This is a genomic window from Cellulomonas sp. URHB0016 (assembly GCF_054057935.1).
Genome location: NZ_JBSRZU010000001.1, coordinates 4,332,792 through 4,348,956, shown reverse-complemented (window position 1 = coordinate 4,348,956; position 16,165 = coordinate 4,332,792). Strand labels below are relative to the sequence as shown.

Sequence of the window (16,165 nt, the reverse complement as noted above, 5' to 3'; positions counted from 1 at the left end):
CGAACAGGACGCTCGACCGGCACGCTGCGTGCTGCCGCGGGCGCGACGCACGTCCGTGGTGGGGCGAAGTGGAGGGGACGTGGGTACCTCGGGCCCGCCCTTCGCTTAGGCTCGTCACAGTTCCGCCAAGGGAGGCGCCATGCTGCAGGCCGTGCCGTCGTCGAGCGAGCTCGACGACGTCGTCGACACCACGACCCGGATGCAAGCGGGCATCGAGACGGTGATGACCGGGCGGCCCGAGCTCGTCCGCACCACTCTCGCCGTGCTGCTCGCCGAGGGTCACCTGCTGCTCGAGGACGTCCCGGGTGTCGGCAAGACGACCCTCGCCAAGGCGCTCGCCCGGACGATCGACTGCTCGGTGGGCCGGATCCAGTTCACGCCGGACCTGCTGCCGAGCGACCTCACGGGCGTCAACATCTACCGCACGCAGACGCACGAGTTCGAGTTCCGACCAGGGCCGGTGTTCGCGCACGTGGTGATCGGCGACGAGATCAACCGCGCGTCCCCGAAGACCCAGTCGGCGCTCCTCGAGTGCATGCAGGAGGCGCAGGCCACCGTCGACGGCCGCACGTACCCCCTGCCGCGCCCGTTCCTCGTCGTGGCGACACAGAACCCCGTGGAGATGGAGGGCACGTACCCGCTCCCCGAGGCGCAGCGCGACCGCTTCATGGCGCGGCTCACGGTCGGCTACCCGAGCATCGACGCCGAGCTGGACATGCTCGACCTGCAGGAGACCTCCGACCCCCTCGACCAGCTGCGCCCCGTGACGGACGCGGCCGCCATCGGCGCGCTCATCGACACGGCCCGCCGCCTGTACGCGGCACCCTCGGTCAAGCGGTACGTCGTCGACCTGGTCACCGCCACGCGCGACGACCACGGGCTGCGACTGGGCGCCTCCCCGCGCGCCGCGATCCAGCTGCTGCGGGCCGCGAAGGCGCTCGCCGCCATCGGCGGTCGCGACCACGTGCTGCCCGACGACGTGCAGCAGCTCGCCGAGCCGGTGCTCGCGCACCGGCTGCTGCCCAGCACCGAGTCCCGCCTCTCGGGGCGCAGCACGTCGGACATCGTGGCGGAGATCGTCGAGCGGATCCCGCTCCCGGTGAGCGTCGGGACGGCGCGCGCCCGTCGCGCGACCGGCTGATGCGTCTCCGACCCACCGCCCGTGGCTGGGGGCTCGGGTTCGCGGGCATCCTCGTGCTGCTGGTCGGCGTGTTCCTCGGTGCGGTCGACCTCGTACGGATCGGGTCGCTCGCGCTGCTTCTCGTCGTCGGAGCGGCGATCGGCGTCGGCATGCTCGATCCGGGCCGCGGTCGGCACCGCCTCTCGATCATGCGCAGCACGACCCCCAACCCCGTGCACGCCGGCGACGAGGCGCGGGTCGAGGTGGTCATCACCGCCGCCGACCAGGCGGCCCGCGTGCGGCTCGCCGGCCTGCGCTTCGCCGAGCAGGCCGCCACCGAGCTCTCCGCGGGGCGGCCGCTGCGGGCCCGCGTCACCCGCAGCTCGCAGCGCGTCGCCGTCAGCTACACCGTCCAGGCCGCCCGCCGGGGGCGCTGGCCGCTCGGCCCGCTCGTGGTGACGCGCACGGACCCGTTCGGCGTCGCCCGGACGTCGGCAACCCTCGGCGACCCGGCCGAGGTCGTCGTGTGGCCCGCCGTGGTGCCCCTGCCCACGCCGTCCGACGTCCTCGTCGGCGAGCCCGACCGCGTCGCGCTCGGCGCGCGCACCCCGTCCACCGACGACGCCTCGCTGCGCGACTACCGCGAGGGTGACGACCTGCGGCGTGTGCACTGGAGCAGCAGCGCCCGCCGAGGGGCGCTGATGGTCCGGTCGGACGAGCGTGCGGGGATGCGGCCGGTCTCGGTCCTCCTCGACCTCCCGGCGAGGCCTGCGGCCCTGGAGTGGACCATCTCGCTCGCCTCGTCGATGGCGCTCGCGATGCTGGACGCAGGGCATCCCGTCCGCATGGTCGGCGGTTCCGCCTCGCAGGCCGGTACGGGCAGTGCCGGCCGGTCCTCCGTCGGGTTCGTGCATGCCCGCACCGGACCGTCGGTACGCGCCGCCCTCCTGGACCGCACGGTCGACCTGGAGCTGCCGCGCTCCGTGGAGCAGGCCGACGCAGAGCTCGTCGCGGCGGCGCACCTCCTCGAGAGCACCGACGCGGGTGGCGAGATCGTCCTGGCCGTCCTGGGACCGCTCGGTGCGACCGCCCGGGCCGCGCTCGCGCACGTCGCAGACACCGCTCAGGGCTGGGCAGTCGTCCGTGCCGAGGGATCCCACCCCGGCCAGCAGCGCGAGGCCGAACACACCGTGCACGCCCTGCACAGGGCCGGCTGGCGGGCCTGCGTCGTCGTCCCCGGTGAGGACATCGTGGCGTGCTGGCTCCGCCTGCTCGGGAGCGTGCGATGACCGCGCGCGCTCGGATCCCTCGGGGCCCCCGCGCCACGGTGGCGACCGGGCTGTGCGGCGTCGCCACCGGTGCGAGCCTGCTGGCCCTCACCGGCCTCATCGACGGCACGACGTGGCTCGTCAGGGCCTGGGTCGCGATCGTCCTCGTCGCCGCCGTGTGCGCCGGCGTCCGGTCCGTGACGCGCTCCTGGTGGGCACCGACGCTCGCAGGGCTCCTCGTCTCGGTCGCCGGCCTCGTGGTCCGGTACGGCGCTCCCCCGGGACGGATCCAGGTGCTGCCCGACGTCGGTGCGCTCGAGCGGACGATGGCGACGGCCCGCGAGGGGTTCACCGTCATCAACCAGTCGCTCGTCCCGATGCCGGGCATCCGTCCGGCCGAGCTCCTCGTCGTGACGGGCGCGCTGGCCGTGCTGCTCGTCTCCGACCTGGTCGCGGTCGGGCTCGGCTCACCCGCGTGGGCCGGTCTCGTCCTGGTCACGCTCTGGTTCCCCGCCGTGGTCCTCGGTTTCCCGGCGAGCCCGTGGGCGCTGGCGTGGTCCGGCCTCGCCTACCTCCTTCTCCTCGCCCTGAGCGCGGCACCGGCAGCGGCGCACAGCGACGGGGGCCGGCGGGTCGGCACCGCCGTGGTCTGCGCCGCCGCCGTCGTCGTGGCCACCCTGGTCGCCGGCCCGGTCGTCGCGGCCCTGCCGGGATGGGCGTCCCTGAGCCTGCCGGACTTCGGCACCGGCCCGGTCGGTCCGCTGCAGCTCAGCGACAGCCTCGATCTGCGGGAGAGCCTCGGCACGCGGTCGGGCCAGGTGGTGCTGCGCTACACGGTCGAGGGCGCCGACGGCGTCGAGCCCTCGCTCGCGCCTGCGCCCGACGAACCGTCGCCGAGTGCGTCGGCCGACCCCGTCGAGACCGTCACCGCGCGGCTCGTGGGCCCGCTGCGGGCGTTCACCCTCACGTCGTTCGACGGGCAGAGCTGGCAGCGTGACGACGGTGATACGAGCACCGCGTGGGACCGCGACGAGCTCCTGACGTCCGACCGCACCATCCGCGGCAGCGCGCCGGACGCCTCGCGGGGCACGCTCGCGACGGTGCAGATCGAGGTCGGCTCGCTGCGCGAGCGGCACCTGCCGGTCAGCACCTTTCCCCGGACGGTCGACGTGGGTGGAGCCTGGGGATACGACGAGCTGCGCGACGAGGTCGTGGGCCAGCGCAGCACGTTCGACGGGATGCACTACGCGATGGTCGTCCAGGTCCCCGCGCTGACGGCCGACGAGCTGGCGGATGAGGAGATCGGCGACCCGGGCGACGACGGGGCGTCGCTCACCGTCCCGACCACGTCCCACTCCGACGACATCGCCGCCCTGGCCCGGGAGCTGACGCAGGACGCGACGACACCGTACGAGCAGGCCATGGACCTGCAGTCGTACTTCCGCGCGGACACCAACTTCGCGTACGACACCCGGGTCGCGCCCGCCCGCAGCACCGACGCCGTATGGGACTTCCTCCGGTCGCGACGCGGTTACTGCGTCCAGTTCGCCACATCGATGGCGGTGCTCGCCCGCACCCTCGGTATCCCCGCACGCGTGGGCGTCGGGTTCCTGCCTGGGGACAACGACGGTGACGGGCAGTACGTCGTCACCGGACGCAAGTCGCACGCCTGGCCCGAGCTCTACTTCGAGGGCTCCGGCTGGGTCCGCTTCGAGCCGACCCCTGCCGTGCAGACCGGCGCACCCCCGATCTGGAGCGACCCGTTCACCGCGATCTCGCAGCCCGGCAGCCAGCCCTCCGAGGCTGTGCCCAGCGGCGTGGCGCCGTCGGTCGCAGCGACCCAGCAGGGCGGTGCGCCGGCCACCAGTGCCCCGCAGTCGACCGACAACGACTGGGTGACCGTGGGCGTGGTCGCCGGCTTCGTCCTGATCGCGGGCATCCTCGGCCTCACCGTCGCGCGGCGCCGGACCCGGACCCGGGCCGACCTGACGCCCGAGAGGGCCTGGCTGCGGGCCCGGCGCGGACTCGCGAACCGCGGCCTCACCTGGACCGACTCGACGACTCCCCGTGGCGCCGTCATCACCGTGCAGGACCAGCTGCGCACCGTCTCGGGTGCGGCACTGAGCGGACCACCCGAGGCCGCGCTGGTCTCGCTCGCCCGCACCGTCGAGCACGAACGGTACGCACGTGAGCCCATCGACTTCGATCCGGATCAGCTCGACCAGTGGGTCGTGGAGCTCGTCGGCGGGGTCGAGGCGCACCTCAAGGAGCGCCCGGCCGCGGCCGGCGAGCCTGCGGGGACCGACGCCGCCTCCCGCACGACCTGACCCCCAGCGACCTGTCCCCAGGCGCTGCGGCGCGGATCGCCCACAGCCTGCCGGTGCGACGTCCGTCCGGCGCACGGCTCCGTGGGGCTGCTCCGTGCCGCGGCGGTCGAGGCCCAGCACGGTGCGTCGTCACCGGCTGAGCCGATCCGGCGACCAAGGCAACGTCCGGGCGCCGGAGTGTCGGAACAGTTCAGGCGACCGCCGGCACGTCGTCGTGCCGGCGGTCGTCGCGATTCAGGTCAGCGGCCGCTCTCGCCGCGGCGACGGTCCCAGCGCTCTTCGAGCCGCGCCATGAGGCCGGCCTTCTTCGGACGTGACGCTGCCGAGGGCTTGATGGCGCCGTCCGGCTGCACGGTGCCCTGAGGCCCGCGACGCGCCGCGCTGCGTGGCTTCGCGAAGGCGAACGCGACAGCCGCGAACATCACGACGAACCCGATCACACCCAGCCATGCCGTGCTGTTCGCAGCACCGAGCACGAGAACGAGCAGACCGACGACCGCTCCAGTCCCTGCGATCGCGTAACGGCCGAACGGGCGTCGCCCGCGTTGCGTCAGCGTGTTCGCGAGCCGAGGGTCGTCAGACGTCAGCTGGCGCTCCATCTGCTCAAGTACGCGCTGCTCGTACTCGGAGAGAGGCATCCTGACCCCCGTTGCACCAAGGAAAACCCATGACGGGTTCAGGATAGATCGGCGGGAACGATGGTGGTAGTCGAACGGACCTGCAGACACACCCTTCGAGGGCCTGTCTGGACCGCTGCGGCCCCGGACCGGCCACGAGCCCACGCCGACACACGACGGGCATCCCGGTGCGTGGCGGGCGGCTCGCCCGTCGCCTGGCCCGGGGTCGATCGCCGGACCAGGACAGATACCCGCGGCAACGCGTCGACTCCCGTCTCCCACGAACCGCACCGGCCGCCCTCCGAGATCGCCATGGGTGAAAGACTCGCGCGCGACGAGATCCACCCCCTGCTCCCTGCGCGTGGGTTGGAGAGCCGGAGCGAACGGGTGAGTGTCCGGCGGTCGGACGCGCGGCGTGCGTGCGGACCGGCCGCGCCGAGCTCAACGCCGGTCCCGCGTCGGAGCACCTGCCGTACTGGTTCCTCAGGACGCGTCGGCGGCGACCCTCCCGGGAGCCCAGCCCCCGGTGGCGGAGCCCAGCTGGAGCATGGCGCGAGCAGCGTCGACGAAGTCCTCGGCGTCGCACACCGCCTGCTCGGCACGCTCGGGAGAGATCACGTCGAACCGCCCGGCATCGACGGCCGAACGTAGCGTCGCAGCGGCCGCAAAGGAGGCGGACCAGCGCGCGAGCTCGGGCGCGACGACGTCGAGCAGCTCCCAGACCGACCGCGGGGCGCGTCGGCTGCCCGGACGGCCCTGGGCAGCGACGACGGCAGCGCCCGCTCGCAGCGCCGCGAGATGCGCGTGCGAGAACTGCTCCCACGCCTCGGGAGAGAACTGTGCGGCGAGCAGCTCCCCGTCGGCACGCCTCAAGAGCTCGGCGACCCGATCGGAGCCCGGAGCGGTTCCCGGACCCGTGCCCAGGGTCGCACCCGGTCCTTGTCGGTGGATCTGGCGTGCCATCTGGTACCTCCATCCCTGGGGCAGTAGCGGATTCCGTCGACCCACTATCGAACACGTGTTCGAGACCCGTCAAGCGCAGCGGTCCGAGCGCGCGTCCGTGCTGCGTACCGTGTGTCGCATGCCAGGCCGTGAACGCAGTGCTCGACGCGCGCAACTCTCCCAGCGACCACCGACACGACGGGCGTCCTGGCCGACGGGGCCCGTGCCGATCCCGACGGGGACCGTCGAGCTCGTCGTCGACCCCGACGACCCGGACGCCGTCACGGTGCTGGTCAACGACGTGCCGAGCTCCTACCTCGACCTGGCCGATCCCACGCGGCTCGTGTTCGAGTACATGCAGCAGGTGGCGGCCGTCGTGGACCGCATCGGCCTTCCTGGCGAGCCGCTCGCCGTGGTGCACCTCGGCGCAGCCGGATGCACGCTCGCCCGGTGGGTGCACGCCACACGGCCGGGCTCGCTGCAGGTGGCCGTCGAGCTCGACACCACGCTTCCCGAGCTCGTCCGGGGCTGGTTCGACCTGCCCCGGGCTCCGGCGCTCCGCATCCGGGCGGGCGACGCCCGGGAGCAGCTCACCACGATGGCGTCGGCGTCGGTCGATGTGGTGGTGCGCGACGTGTTCGCGGGCGACGCCACCCCGGCGCACGTCCGGACGCTCGAGTTCACCCAGGACGTCGCGCGGGTCCTGCGGCCCGGCGGGGCGTACCTCGCCAACTGCGCCGACCGGCCACCGTTGGCGACGACACGTTCCGAGGTCGCGACCCTGGCTGCCGTGTTCAGGGACGTCGCCGTGGTCGCCGAGCCCGCGCTGCTGCGGGGGCGCGGGTACGGCAACGTGGTGCTCGCGGCGACCGACGACCCGGTGCTGCTCGGGTCCGCCGCGCTGGAGCGGGCGATCCGCAGCCTTCCGGCGCCGGCGCGACTGCTCCACGGCGCCGACGTCCTGGCATTCCGTGCCGGTGGGCAGGCGCTGCGGGATCCCGAGGTGGACCCGTCGGCCGGCCGCGGCTCGCAGTCGGCCGACCGCTGAGCCGGCGAACGGCCGGGAACGACGCGAGGGCCGCACCAGACGGTGCGGCCCTCGCGTCACACGATCGGCCGCCGGGCGACCGTCAGCAGGGCGTCAGAGCGGTCGGACGCTCTCCGCCTGCGGGCCCTTGTCGCCCTGGGTGATCTCGAACTCGACGCGCTGACCCTCGTCGAGCGAGCGGTAGCCGGACGAGTCGATCGCGGAGTAGTGGACGAAGACGTCCGCGCCGCCGCCGTCCTGGGCGATGAATCCGTAGCCCTTCTCGGCGTTGAACCACTTGACAGCACCCTGCGCCATGTTCTGTTCCTTCTGTCCAACCGGTGACGGCCGCGCCTTCTGCCCGTGCCGTGCCGCAATGCCTCACGTCCTGCACCGGGTGGCCCAGCCTGGACGGCTGGCGGGATCCGACCCTGGAGGACACCCCGGGATCGGCGCCGGTCGAGCGAGCATGTCACTGCAACGCAGGAATCCTTGCACGGCAGTGTGGGCTACGCCACGTTTTCGGACACCCGTCTGGCTCACTCCGACAACGATCCGGTAAAGGTGCCGCCACGAGCGCTGGCCCGCCCTCACGGACGAGGGTCGTCGTCCCCTTGCTGGGCGAGGAACCGCTCGAACTCCGCGCCCAGCTCGTCGGCTGTCGGCAGGTCCGCCGACCCTGCGAGGAGGTTCGTCCGGCCGGCGCTCCGGGCGAACGCGTCGTACTGCTCCTCGAGCGCCTGGACCACTGTCGAGACCTCCTCCGAGCCCGCCACCTGGCGCTCGATCTCGCGCATCGCCTCGTCGGCGGCCTCCGTGAGAGCCCCTGCCCTCAGATCGAGCCCCGTGGCCCGCTCGACACTGTGCAGCGCCGCGACCGTCGCCTGCGGGAAGGCCGACTGGGCGAGGTAGTGCGGGACGTGCACCGCGAAACCCATCGCGTCGTGGCCCGACTGCCCGAGCCGCAGCTCGAGCAGCGCGCTCGCGCTCGCGGGGACCTGCACCGTGCCGAACCACGCGGCGTGGTCGGCGACGAGCTCGGGACGGGTCGCGTGCGCCGTGACCGACATGGGCCGGGTGTGCGGGATGCCCATCGGGATGCCGTGCACGCCGACGGTGAGCTGCACGTCGAACCGTTCGACGATCTGCCTGACGGCGGCGACGTAACGCTCCCACTGCACGTCGGGCTCGACCCCGTGCAGGAGCAGGAACGGGACCCCGTTGACGTCGTCGACCACGTCGATCACGAGCTCGGGCTCCTCGTACGCGCTCCAGGTGCTCGCGTCGAACGTCATCATCGGCCGCCTCGACCGGTAGTCGAGGAGCTGGTCCACGTCGAAGGTCACGAGGCGCGTGCTGGACAGCTCGTCGGTCACGTGCTCGGCCAGCAGGGTGCCGGCGCTCCCGGCGTCGACGAAGCCTCGGACGGCGTGCACGAGCACCGGGCCGGAGCCCTCCGGCGCACGAGCCGCCAGCTGCGCGGCGACCTCCGGGTCGACGTCGTAGATGTCCGAGGGGTTCAACATGCGTGTGCACTCACTTCCGTCCACCGCCTGCCTCGTCGGGCAGGTACACCGGGCCACAACGCAGCGGGGCGGCGAACTCTTCCCCGGGAGAGCGGCCCAGTCAGCGACCCGGGAGGCGCACCACCTCGACGAAGAACTCGTCGATCTGGCGGACCACGTCGATGAAGCGGTCGAAGTCGACCGGCTTCGTGACGTAGGCGTTCGCGTGCAGGGAGTAGCTCCGCACGACGTCCTCCTCCGCCTCCGAGGTCGTGAGGACGACGACCGGGATCGAGCGCAGCGCTTCGTCGGCCTTCAGCGCCTGCAGCACCTCACGCCCGTCCATCCGCGGCAGGTTGAGGTCCAGGAGGATCAGGTCCGGGGTGGGGGCGTCGGCGTGCTGACCCTCCTTGCGGAGGAACTCCAGCGCGCTCACACCGTCCGGGACCACCGACAGCCGGTTGCGGAGCTTGTTGTGCTCGAAGGCCTCGGTGGTCATGAGGACGTCACCCGGGTCGTCCTCCACCAGGAGGACGTCGATCGTCTTGGGGTTCGGCACAGGTGCTCCGTTCTCGCCCTGCCGGGCGCTCAGCTCACAGTCGGTCGGGCAGCGTCCAGCAGATCCTCGTCCCGGCAGCCTCCGGCGACTCGATCCAGATGCGGCCGCCGTGGAACTCCACGATCTTCTTGCAGAGGGCGAGACCGATGCCCGTGCCCTCGTACACGTCCTTCGGGTGCAGCCGTTGGAAGATGACGAACACGCGGTCAGCGTACTGTGCGTCGATCCCGATGCCGTTGTCGCGGCACTCGAGCTGCCAGCCGTCGTCGGCGCGCTGCGCGCTGATGTGGACGCGCGGCTCACGGTCCGGGTGCCTGAACTTGACCGCGTTGCCGACCAGGTTCTGGAACAGCTGGACGAGCAGGGCGCCCTCGCCGCGGACGACCGGCAGCTCGTCGTGCGTGACGACTGCGCCCGACTCCTCGATCGACTGCTCCAGGTTGCTCGTGGCCTCGGCCAGCGCGCTGCCGAGGTCGACCTCGACGACCTCTCCCCCGAGCCGGCCCACCCTCGAGAACCCGAGCAGGTCCTGGATCAGGCGTTGCATCCGCTTGGCACCGTCGACCGCGAACTCGATGTACTGGTCGGCCCGTTCGTCGAGCTGGCCGCCGTAGCGCTTCTGCAGGAGCTGGGTGAAGCTGGCGATCTTGCGCAGCGGCTCCTGCAGGTCGTGGGACGCGACGTACGCGAACTGCTCCAGGTCACGGTTCGAGCGCCGCAGCTCCTCCGCCTGCTCGGTGAGCAGGTCGTGCGCCTGCACGATCTGCGCCCGGCTCGCCTCGACCGTCTGCACCTGGCGCACGAGCGCCACGCGCATCTTCTCGACGTCTGCCGCCAAGGTGGCGATCTCCCCGGGGCCCGTGGCCTCGACGGGGTGTTCCAGGTCCCCCGACGACACGGCGCGCGCGTCGGCGGCCAGCGCGTCCACCGGGTTCACCACCCAGCGCTTCAGCGCGATCCAGAGGAGGATCCCGACGGCGACGGCGGCGAGCACGAGCACCGCGACGATGGACGACGCGATGCCCGTCCACCGGTCCAGCTCGGCGACGGCGGAGGACCGGATCACCCCGAGGCGGTCGAGGTACGCGTCCGCCGCCGCCCGCGTGTGGTCGAACAGGTCCGTGCCGGCCTCGACCTGCGCAGGCTGCACCGACTCGGGGCCCTGGTCCTCGATCTGCGCGACCAGCGGCGCCGCGAACTCGTCCTCCCACCGCTCGGCCGCCTGCGCGGCGACCCGGGCGGCCTCGACCAGCTCGGCGTCGTCCGCCGTGGTCGACACCCGGTCCGCCAGGTTCGCGAAGTCGACGTCCGACTCCTGCGCCCGCTCGAAGGGCTCGAGCGTGACGGGGTCGCCCGTGAGCGCGTAGCCGCGGACGGCCGTCTCCGCGTCGACGAGCTGGACGTAGGCGGCGTTCGCCTGCGTGATGGCGATGAAGTACTCCTGCGTGACCGTGCGCTGCACGTCGACGAGGTGCGCGAACACCAGACCGGTGGCCGTCAGCACCAGGCCGAGCACCACGCCGGCCGTCACGAGCAGTGTCAGGAGGCGTCCGCGCAGCGTCGACGTCCGCCGCACGAGCGGCCGGGCAACGCTCACGCGTTCCACCCGACGACGACCACGGCGGCGTCGTCGACCAGGTTCCCGCCGTGCAGCTCGCGCACGTCACGCAGCACGCGGTCGACCAGCACGTCAGGCCCTGCGTCACCGTCGGAGGCCACGGCCGCGTCCACCAGCGCGAGCAGTCCCGCCTTGCCGACCCGCTCCGGACCGCCACGCACCGTCGCCTCGAGGATGCCGTCCGTGTACAGCAGGATGCGCCACCGCTCACCGAGCTCCAGCCGGTGAGGCACCCAGTCGCCCGCGACCGGGATCCCGAGCGCGCGCCCCCGCAGCTGCGTCGGCAGGAGCGACGACGGTGCGCCGAGCAGCAGCGGGACGGGGTGACCGGCGAGGTAGAGGTCCGCCGACGTCCGGTCGGGGGCGACGGCGAGCATCGAGACCGTCGTGAAGATCTCCGGCCGCGCCCGCTCGGAGGCCAGGACTCGCTCCAGGAGAGGCAGGACGGCCTCGGCGGGCACGTCGGCCAGCACCAGCGTGCGCCACGCCGTCCGCAGGGTCGCTCCGAGGGCCGCCTCATCGGGGCCGTGCCCGCACACGTCGCCGACCATCGCCAGGACGGTCCCGTCGGGCCGCTCGACGACGTCGTAGAAGTCACCGCCCAGCAGGCCGTCGCGCCCCGCGCGGTAGCCGACCCCGACCTCCAGGCGCTCGTCGCGCACGGCGGGGGTCGGCAGGAGCGCCCGCTCCAGCCGGTTGGTCTCCTCGGCACGGACCATGCCGCGGTACAGCTCGCGGCCCGCGTGCTCCAGCTGACGGCGTTGCACGGCGTAGCGCACCGAGCGCCCGAGCAGCTCGCCGTCGACCTCGCCCTTGACCAGGTAGTCCTGGGCACCGGCCGCCACGGCCCGCAGGCCGGCGTCGTTCCCCGCGAGGCCCGTCAGCACGACCACCGCCGGCGCCCCCGCGGCGAGCAGGCGCTCCAGGGCGCCGATGCCCATGGCGTCCGGCAGTCCGAGGTCGAGCAGCACGCAGTCGACGTCGAGGTGGTCGAGGGCGTCGTCGAGCGTTCGGCTCCAGACGAGGTCCACGACGAGGCCCGCGTCGTCGAGGTGCTCGCGGACGAGCATCGCGTCGCCGTCGTCGTCCTCGACGAGCAGCAGCTTGATGACGCCGTCGCGCGCGGTGGCCGGGGCATGACTGTGGCGCTCAGGACCTGCCGTGGTGGGGATCTGGGTCACTGGGCTCCTCTCTCCAGGCTCGACAGAGCGTAGAGCGTGACCGGGGCTCGCGCGCCTCGGAGGCACGGCGCCACCCGGACGGATGCGTGCGTTCGCGCCCGTCAGGCGGATAATGGACGGCCGCCCGCGCGCCCGCGCCGCCCCCGCCGCCGGACGCTGCTGCGGCGGGACGTCGACGCCGGTTCCCCGGCGGACAGGAGAACACGTAGTGGCAGGGATAGACAGCGAGCTCGCCGGTGAGCAGGCGGCCGTGGACGAGCGCTACGCCCGCCTGGACGCGCTGCGTGCGGCGACGCGTGAGCGCCTGGCGCACGTGCGCCGGACGGGCCCCTCGGGCTCACCCCAGAACCGCAGCGAGCGCGACGCGTTCGCCACGCTGTACGAGGACCGCATCGCGCAGCTCGAGGCCGTCGAGGAGCGGCTGGTGTTCGGCCGGCTGGACCTCGAGGACGAGTCCCTGCGCTACATCGGCCGGCTCGGGCTGACGGACGAGGACCAGACGCCGTTGCTGACCGACTGGCGCGCACCGGCGGCCCAGGCGTTCTACCGGGCCACGGCGGCGCATCCCGACGGTGTCGTCCTGCGACGGCACGTCGTCACGCAGGGTCGCACGGTGACCGGCGTCGAGGACGAGGTGCTGGACCTGGACCTGCTGGGCGGCGAGGGCGACGACCGCCTCTCCGGCCTGTCCGGGGAGGGCGCCCTGCTCGCGGGCCTCGCCGCCGGTCGCACCGGTCGGATGGGAGACATCGTCGCCACCATCCAGGCGGAGCAGGACGCGATCATCCGCTCCGAGCTGGGAGGTGCACTCGTCGTCCAGGGCGGTCCCGGCACCGGCAAGACCGCCGTGGCGCTGCACCGCGCGGCCTATCTGCTCTACGCGCACCGCAGGACCCTCGAGCGCTCGGGGGTGCTGCTGGTCGGGCCCAGCCGGACGTTCCTGCGGTACATCGACCAGGTGCTGCCCTCGCTCGGGGAGACCGGTGTCGTGACGAGCACGATCGCCGAGCTGTTCCCCGGCATCAGCGCGACCGGCGCCGAGGACGAGGCCGTCGCGGAGCTCAAGGGCCGGGCACTGATGGCCGACGTCGTCGCCCGAGCCGTCCAGGACCGGCAGCGGGTGCCGGCCCAGGCCACCCGGATCCGCGTCGACGGCCGGACGGTCGTCGTCCGCCCGCAGGACGTCGCGCAGGCCATCGCCCGGGCACGGCGCAACCACCGCCCGCACAACCTGGCCCGTGTCAGCTTCGTGCGCCGACATGCTCGCGCGGCTCGCGGACCAGTACGTGAGCCAGCTGCAGTTCGAGGTCCCCTCCGACGAGCGCAGCGAGATCGTCGAGGAGCTCCGCACCACGCGGGAGGTACGTATCGCGCTCAACCTGGCGTGGATGCCCCTGACCCCCGAGAAGCTCCTGGCGGACCTGTGGTCGAAGCCCGCTCGCCTCGAGTCGGCCGCCCGCGGGCTGTCCCCCGTCCAGCGACAGATGCTCGCGCGCCCGGCGGACGCGCCGTGGACCCCCGCCGACGTCCCGCTGCTCGACGAGGCGGCGGACCTGCTCGGCGAGGACGACCAGGCCGCCCGGGCGCAGGCCCGCGCCGCCGCCGAGCGGCGGGCGTCCGAGCTGGCGTACGCCCGTCAGGTGCTCGAGTCGACCGGCAGCGGAGCGATCGTCTCGGCCGAGATGCTGGCCGACCGCTTCGCCACCACCGGACCGAGCCTCACGACCGCCGAACGGGCCGCCGCCGACAGGTCGTGGACGTACGGGCACGTGGTCGTCGACGAGGCGCAGGAGCTGTCGGCGATGGCGTGGCGCAGCCTCCTGCGCCGGGTCCCGACCCGGTCGTTGACGATCGTCGGCGACGTCGCCCAGACCACCGCGGCCGCGGGTGCGCGCGACTGGGGGCGGATGCTCGACCCGGTGCTGCGATCGTCGTGGCGGCTGTCCGAGCTCACGGTCAACTACCGGACCCCCGCGGCGGTGGCCGACGCCGCCCGCAGCGTGGCCGTCGCGGCAGGCCTCCCGGTGAGCCCGCTGACGTCGGCGCGGGTGGTGCCCGACTCCCTCGTCGTCGAGCAGGTACCGGCGGACGGACTGGCGGTCGCCGCCGCCCGGCGCGCCGAGAAGGCCGCCGCGGAGGTCCGCGACGCGGCCGGCGCCGGCCGGGTGGCGATCCTCGCCGCCGCCCCTCGGGTGGCCGGGCTCGCGCAGATGCTCGCCGACGCCGGCGTCCCGGCCGTGGTCGGCACCACCTCGTCGGCCGCCGACCTCGACGCCACCCTCGTGGTGCTGACCCCTCGCGAGGCGAAGGGCCTCGAGTTCGACGTCGTCGTGCTCGTGGAGCCCGCCGAGGTGCTCGCCGCGAGTGCCGGCGACCTGTATGTCGCCATGACCCGTCCCACCCGCAGCCTGCACGTGCTCCATGCAGCACCACTTCCCGCAGGACTCGCCTGAGCTCCGTGTCCGAGGGCCGGACCGCCCGAGGTTCCGGCCCTCGCGGGGCGCACCATAGGGGCGTGCTGAAAGCCCTCCTGCTCGAGAACCTCCACCCCCAGGCCCGTCAGATCCTCGAGGCGGCCGGCTTCGACGTGACGACGCGCACCGGGGCGCTCGACGAGCCCGAGCTGATCGAGGCGCTCGACGGCGTCCACCTGCTCGGCATCCGGTCCAAGACCCACGTGACGTCGCACGTCCTCGAGAGCGCGCCGGACCTCGCCGCGATCGGTGCGTACTGCATCGGCACCAACCAGATCGACCTCGCGAGCGCCGCCGCACGAGGCGTCGCGACGTTCAACGCGCCGTTCTCCAACACGCGCTCCGTGGTCGAGATCGCGATCGCCGACATCATCGCGCTCACGCGCCGGCTCACCGAGTTCGACAAGGCGATGCACGACGGCGTCTGGAACAAGTCGGCCACCGGCGCACACGAGGTCCGCGGCCGGACCCTCGGCATCATCGGCTACGGCAATATCGGCACCCAGCTGTCCGTGCTCGCGGAGAACCTCGGCATGTCCGTCGTGTTCTACGACACCGCGGAGAAGCTCGCCCTCGGGAACGCCAGGCGCATGCACACGCTCGACGAGCTCCTGGAGACGGCCGACGTCGTGACCTTGCACGTGGACGGGCGCAGCGGCAACGCCGGGCTGTTCGGCGCCAAGCAGATCGCCCACATGCGTCCGGGGTCCGTCCTCCTGAACCTGTCGCGAGGCTTCGTGGTGGACCCGGCGGCGGTGCGCGACGCCATCGTCTCCGGCCACCTCAGCGGTGCGGCGATCGACGTGTTCCCGGTCGAGCCGAAGCGCAAGGGCGACCCGTTCGAGTCGCCGCTGCGGGGCCTGCCCAACGTCATCCTGACCCCGCACACCGGCGGATCGACCGAGGAGGCGCAGGAGGCGATCGGCCAGTTCGTCTCGCAGAAGGTGCGCGACTACCTGGCGACCGGGTCCACCACCCTGTCGGTGAACCTGCCCAACGTGGCGCTCGACCAGCCGCCCGGTGTGCACAGGCTCGCCTACCTCCACCGCAACGTGCCCGGCGTGCTCGCCGCCGTCAACGCGACGCTCGCCGAGCACGGCGTCAACATCGAGGGCCAGTTGCTCGCCACGCGCGGTGAGCTCGGCTACGTGGTCACGGACGCCGGTTCCGCGGTCGACCCGGTCGTGGTCGAGGCCCTCTCGTCGCGCCCCGAGTCGGTGCGGTTGCGGGTGCTCTCCTGACGCGCTGACATGCCGAACGCCCCCGACCTCGAGAAGAGGCCGGGGGCGTTCGTCGTCATGGGGTCAGGCGGAACCGCTCTTGCGCTGGAACCGACGCTGCGACGGGCCGGCCGTCTCGGAGCCGTGCACCTGACCGGTGTTCGAGCTTCCGTCGGCAGTCCGGTGCTGCGTGGACTTCTTGCGCTCCAGCGCCTCCCGGAACTTCGCCTTCGCGTCCTCGGTCACCGCCCCGGGCTTGCTCTCGTCGTTCGCCATGGGCGTCTCCTCCTGTGGGGTGCTCGGTGCT

At 73.0% G+C, this 16,165-nt stretch carries 13 protein-coding genes and 1 pseudogene; 6 read left to right on the top strand and 8 right to left on the bottom strand.

The features are described from left to right. Window positions 1-139: 139 nt before the first annotated feature. Genes ACVW07_RS19940 through ACVW07_RS19930 form a run of 3 tightly spaced genes read left to right on the top strand, consistent with a single transcriptional unit; the run spans window position 140 to window position 4,715 of the window. On the top strand, window positions 140-1,141 hold the full coding sequence (locus ACVW07_RS19940) for an AAA family ATPase (protein WP_456820929.1): 1,002 nt from the start codon (window positions 140-142) through the stop codon (window positions 1,139-1,141). Next, window positions 1,141-2,409 (top strand): DUF58 domain-containing protein, encoded by a 1,269-nt coding sequence (locus ACVW07_RS19935; protein WP_456820928.1) that lies wholly within the window; start codon window positions 1,141-1,143, stop codon window positions 2,407-2,409. Before ACVW07_RS19940 ends, ACVW07_RS19935 begins: the two co-directional genes overlap by 1 nt. After that, window positions 2,406-4,715 (top strand): transglutaminase family protein, encoded by a 2,310-nt coding sequence (locus ACVW07_RS19930; RefSeq protein ID WP_456820927.1) that lies wholly within the window; start codon window positions 2,406-2,408, stop codon window positions 4,713-4,715. Before ACVW07_RS19935 ends, ACVW07_RS19930 begins: the two co-directional genes overlap by 4 nt. A gap of 239 nt (window positions 4,716-4,954) precedes the next feature. Here ACVW07_RS19930 and ACVW07_RS19925 read toward each other — a convergent pair whose 3' ends face one another. Both ACVW07_RS19925 and ACVW07_RS19920 read right to left on the bottom strand, forming a co-directional pair. Then, window positions 4,955-5,353 carry a DUF3040 domain-containing protein gene (locus ACVW07_RS19925; RefSeq protein WP_456820926.1) on the bottom strand — a complete coding sequence of 133 codons (399 nt, stop codon included), beginning with the start codon at window positions 5,351-5,353 and terminating at the stop codon, window positions 4,955-4,957. A gap of 462 nt (window positions 5,354-5,815) precedes the next feature. Then, window positions 5,816-6,295, bottom strand: a complete 480-nt coding sequence (locus ACVW07_RS19920) for an SAV_6107 family HEPN domain-containing protein (RefSeq protein ID WP_456820925.1) — start codon at window positions 6,293-6,295, stop codon at window positions 5,816-5,818. Between the two features lie 202 nt (window positions 6,296-6,497). On the opposite strand from ACVW07_RS19920, the gene ACVW07_RS19915 reads away from it, so the two are divergent. After that, window positions 6,498-7,322 (top strand): spermidine synthase, encoded by an 825-nt coding sequence (locus ACVW07_RS19915; protein ID WP_456820924.1) that lies wholly within the window; start codon window positions 6,498-6,500, stop codon window positions 7,320-7,322. A gap of 93 nt (window positions 7,323-7,415) precedes the next feature. On the opposite strand, the gene ACVW07_RS19910 is transcribed toward ACVW07_RS19915, so the two are convergent. The 5 genes from ACVW07_RS19910 to ACVW07_RS19890 all read right to left on the bottom strand — a co-directional run bounded on the left by ACVW07_RS19910 (window position 7,416) and on the right by ACVW07_RS19890 (window position 12,155). Further along, window positions 7,416-7,619: a cold-shock protein gene (locus ACVW07_RS19910; RefSeq protein ID WP_456820923.1), complete on the bottom strand. Its 204-nt coding sequence runs from the start codon at window positions 7,617-7,619 to the stop codon at window positions 7,416-7,418. A gap of 272 nt (window positions 7,620-7,891) precedes the next feature. Beyond that, the gene (locus tag ACVW07_RS19905; protein WP_456820922.1) at window positions 7,892-8,827 is read right to left on the bottom strand and encodes a proteasome assembly chaperone family protein; all 936 of its coding nucleotides are present in this window, start codon (window positions 8,825-8,827) and stop codon (window positions 7,892-7,894) included. A gap of 100 nt (window positions 8,828-8,927) precedes the next feature. Further along, complete coding sequence (locus ACVW07_RS19900; protein ID WP_456820921.1) at window positions 8,928-9,365, bottom strand: response regulator; 438 nt, start codon at window positions 9,363-9,365, stop codon at window positions 8,928-8,930. Between the two features lie 34 nt (window positions 9,366-9,399). Further along, the gene (locus ACVW07_RS19895; protein ID WP_456820920.1) at window positions 9,400-10,962 is read right to left on the bottom strand and encodes a sensor histidine kinase; all 1,563 of its coding nucleotides are present in this window, start codon (window positions 10,960-10,962) and stop codon (window positions 9,400-9,402) included. After that, a complete protein-coding gene (locus tag ACVW07_RS19890; protein WP_456821131.1) occupies window positions 10,959-12,155 on the bottom strand; it encodes a PP2C family protein-serine/threonine phosphatase in 1,197 nt (398 codons plus the stop codon). The genes ACVW07_RS19895 and ACVW07_RS19890 overlap by 4 nt, the downstream gene beginning before the upstream one ends. Window positions 12,156-12,372: 217 nt before the next feature. On the opposite strand from ACVW07_RS19890, the pseudogene ACVW07_RS19885 reads away from it, so the two are divergent. Continuing rightward, window positions 12,373-14,617 (top strand): annotated as a pseudogene (locus ACVW07_RS19885) (HelD family protein). A gap of 62 nt (window positions 14,618-14,679) precedes the next feature. Continuing rightward, entirely contained in the window at window positions 14,680-15,879 is a 1,200-nt protein-coding gene (gene serA, locus ACVW07_RS19880) for a phosphoglycerate dehydrogenase (protein ID WP_456820919.1), read from the top strand. 63 nt (window positions 15,880-15,942) lie between these two features. Here the strand turns inward: serA and ACVW07_RS19875 are convergent, their stop codons facing one another. Further along, window positions 15,943-16,134, bottom strand: coding sequence for a DUF5302 domain-containing protein (locus ACVW07_RS19875; RefSeq protein WP_456820918.1), 192 nt, complete (start codon window positions 16,132-16,134; stop codon window positions 15,943-15,945). Between the last annotated feature and the right edge of the window lie 31 nt (window positions 16,135-16,165).

Coding starts and splice junctions, on each gene's coding strand:
- ACVW07_RS19875 (WP_456820918.1), bottom strand. CDS start 16,134: ATGGCGAACGACGAGAGCAAGCCCGGGGCGGTGACCGAGGACGCGAAG.
- ACVW07_RS19910 (WP_456820923.1), bottom strand. CDS start 7,619: ATGGCGCAGGGTGCTGTCAAGTGGTTCAACGCCGAGAAGGGCTACGGA.
- ACVW07_RS19905 (WP_456820922.1), bottom strand. CDS start 8,827: ATGTTGAACCCCTCGGACATCTACGACGTCGACCCGGAGGTCGCCGCG.
- ACVW07_RS19920 (WP_456820925.1), bottom strand. CDS start 6,295: ATGGCACGCCAGATCCACCGACAAGGACCGGGTGCGACCCTGGGCACG.
- ACVW07_RS19925 (WP_456820926.1), bottom strand. CDS start 5,353: ATGCCTCTCTCCGAGTACGAGCAGCGCGTACTTGAGCAGATGGAGCGC.
- ACVW07_RS19930 (WP_456820927.1), top strand. CDS start 2,406: ATGACCGCGCGCGCTCGGATCCCTCGGGGCCCCCGCGCCACGGTGGCG.
- ACVW07_RS19940 (WP_456820929.1), top strand. CDS start 140: ATGCTGCAGGCCGTGCCGTCGTCGAGCGAGCTCGACGACGTCGTCGAC.
- ACVW07_RS19935 (WP_456820928.1), top strand. CDS start 1,141: ATGCGTCTCCGACCCACCGCCCGTGGCTGGGGGCTCGGGTTCGCGGGC.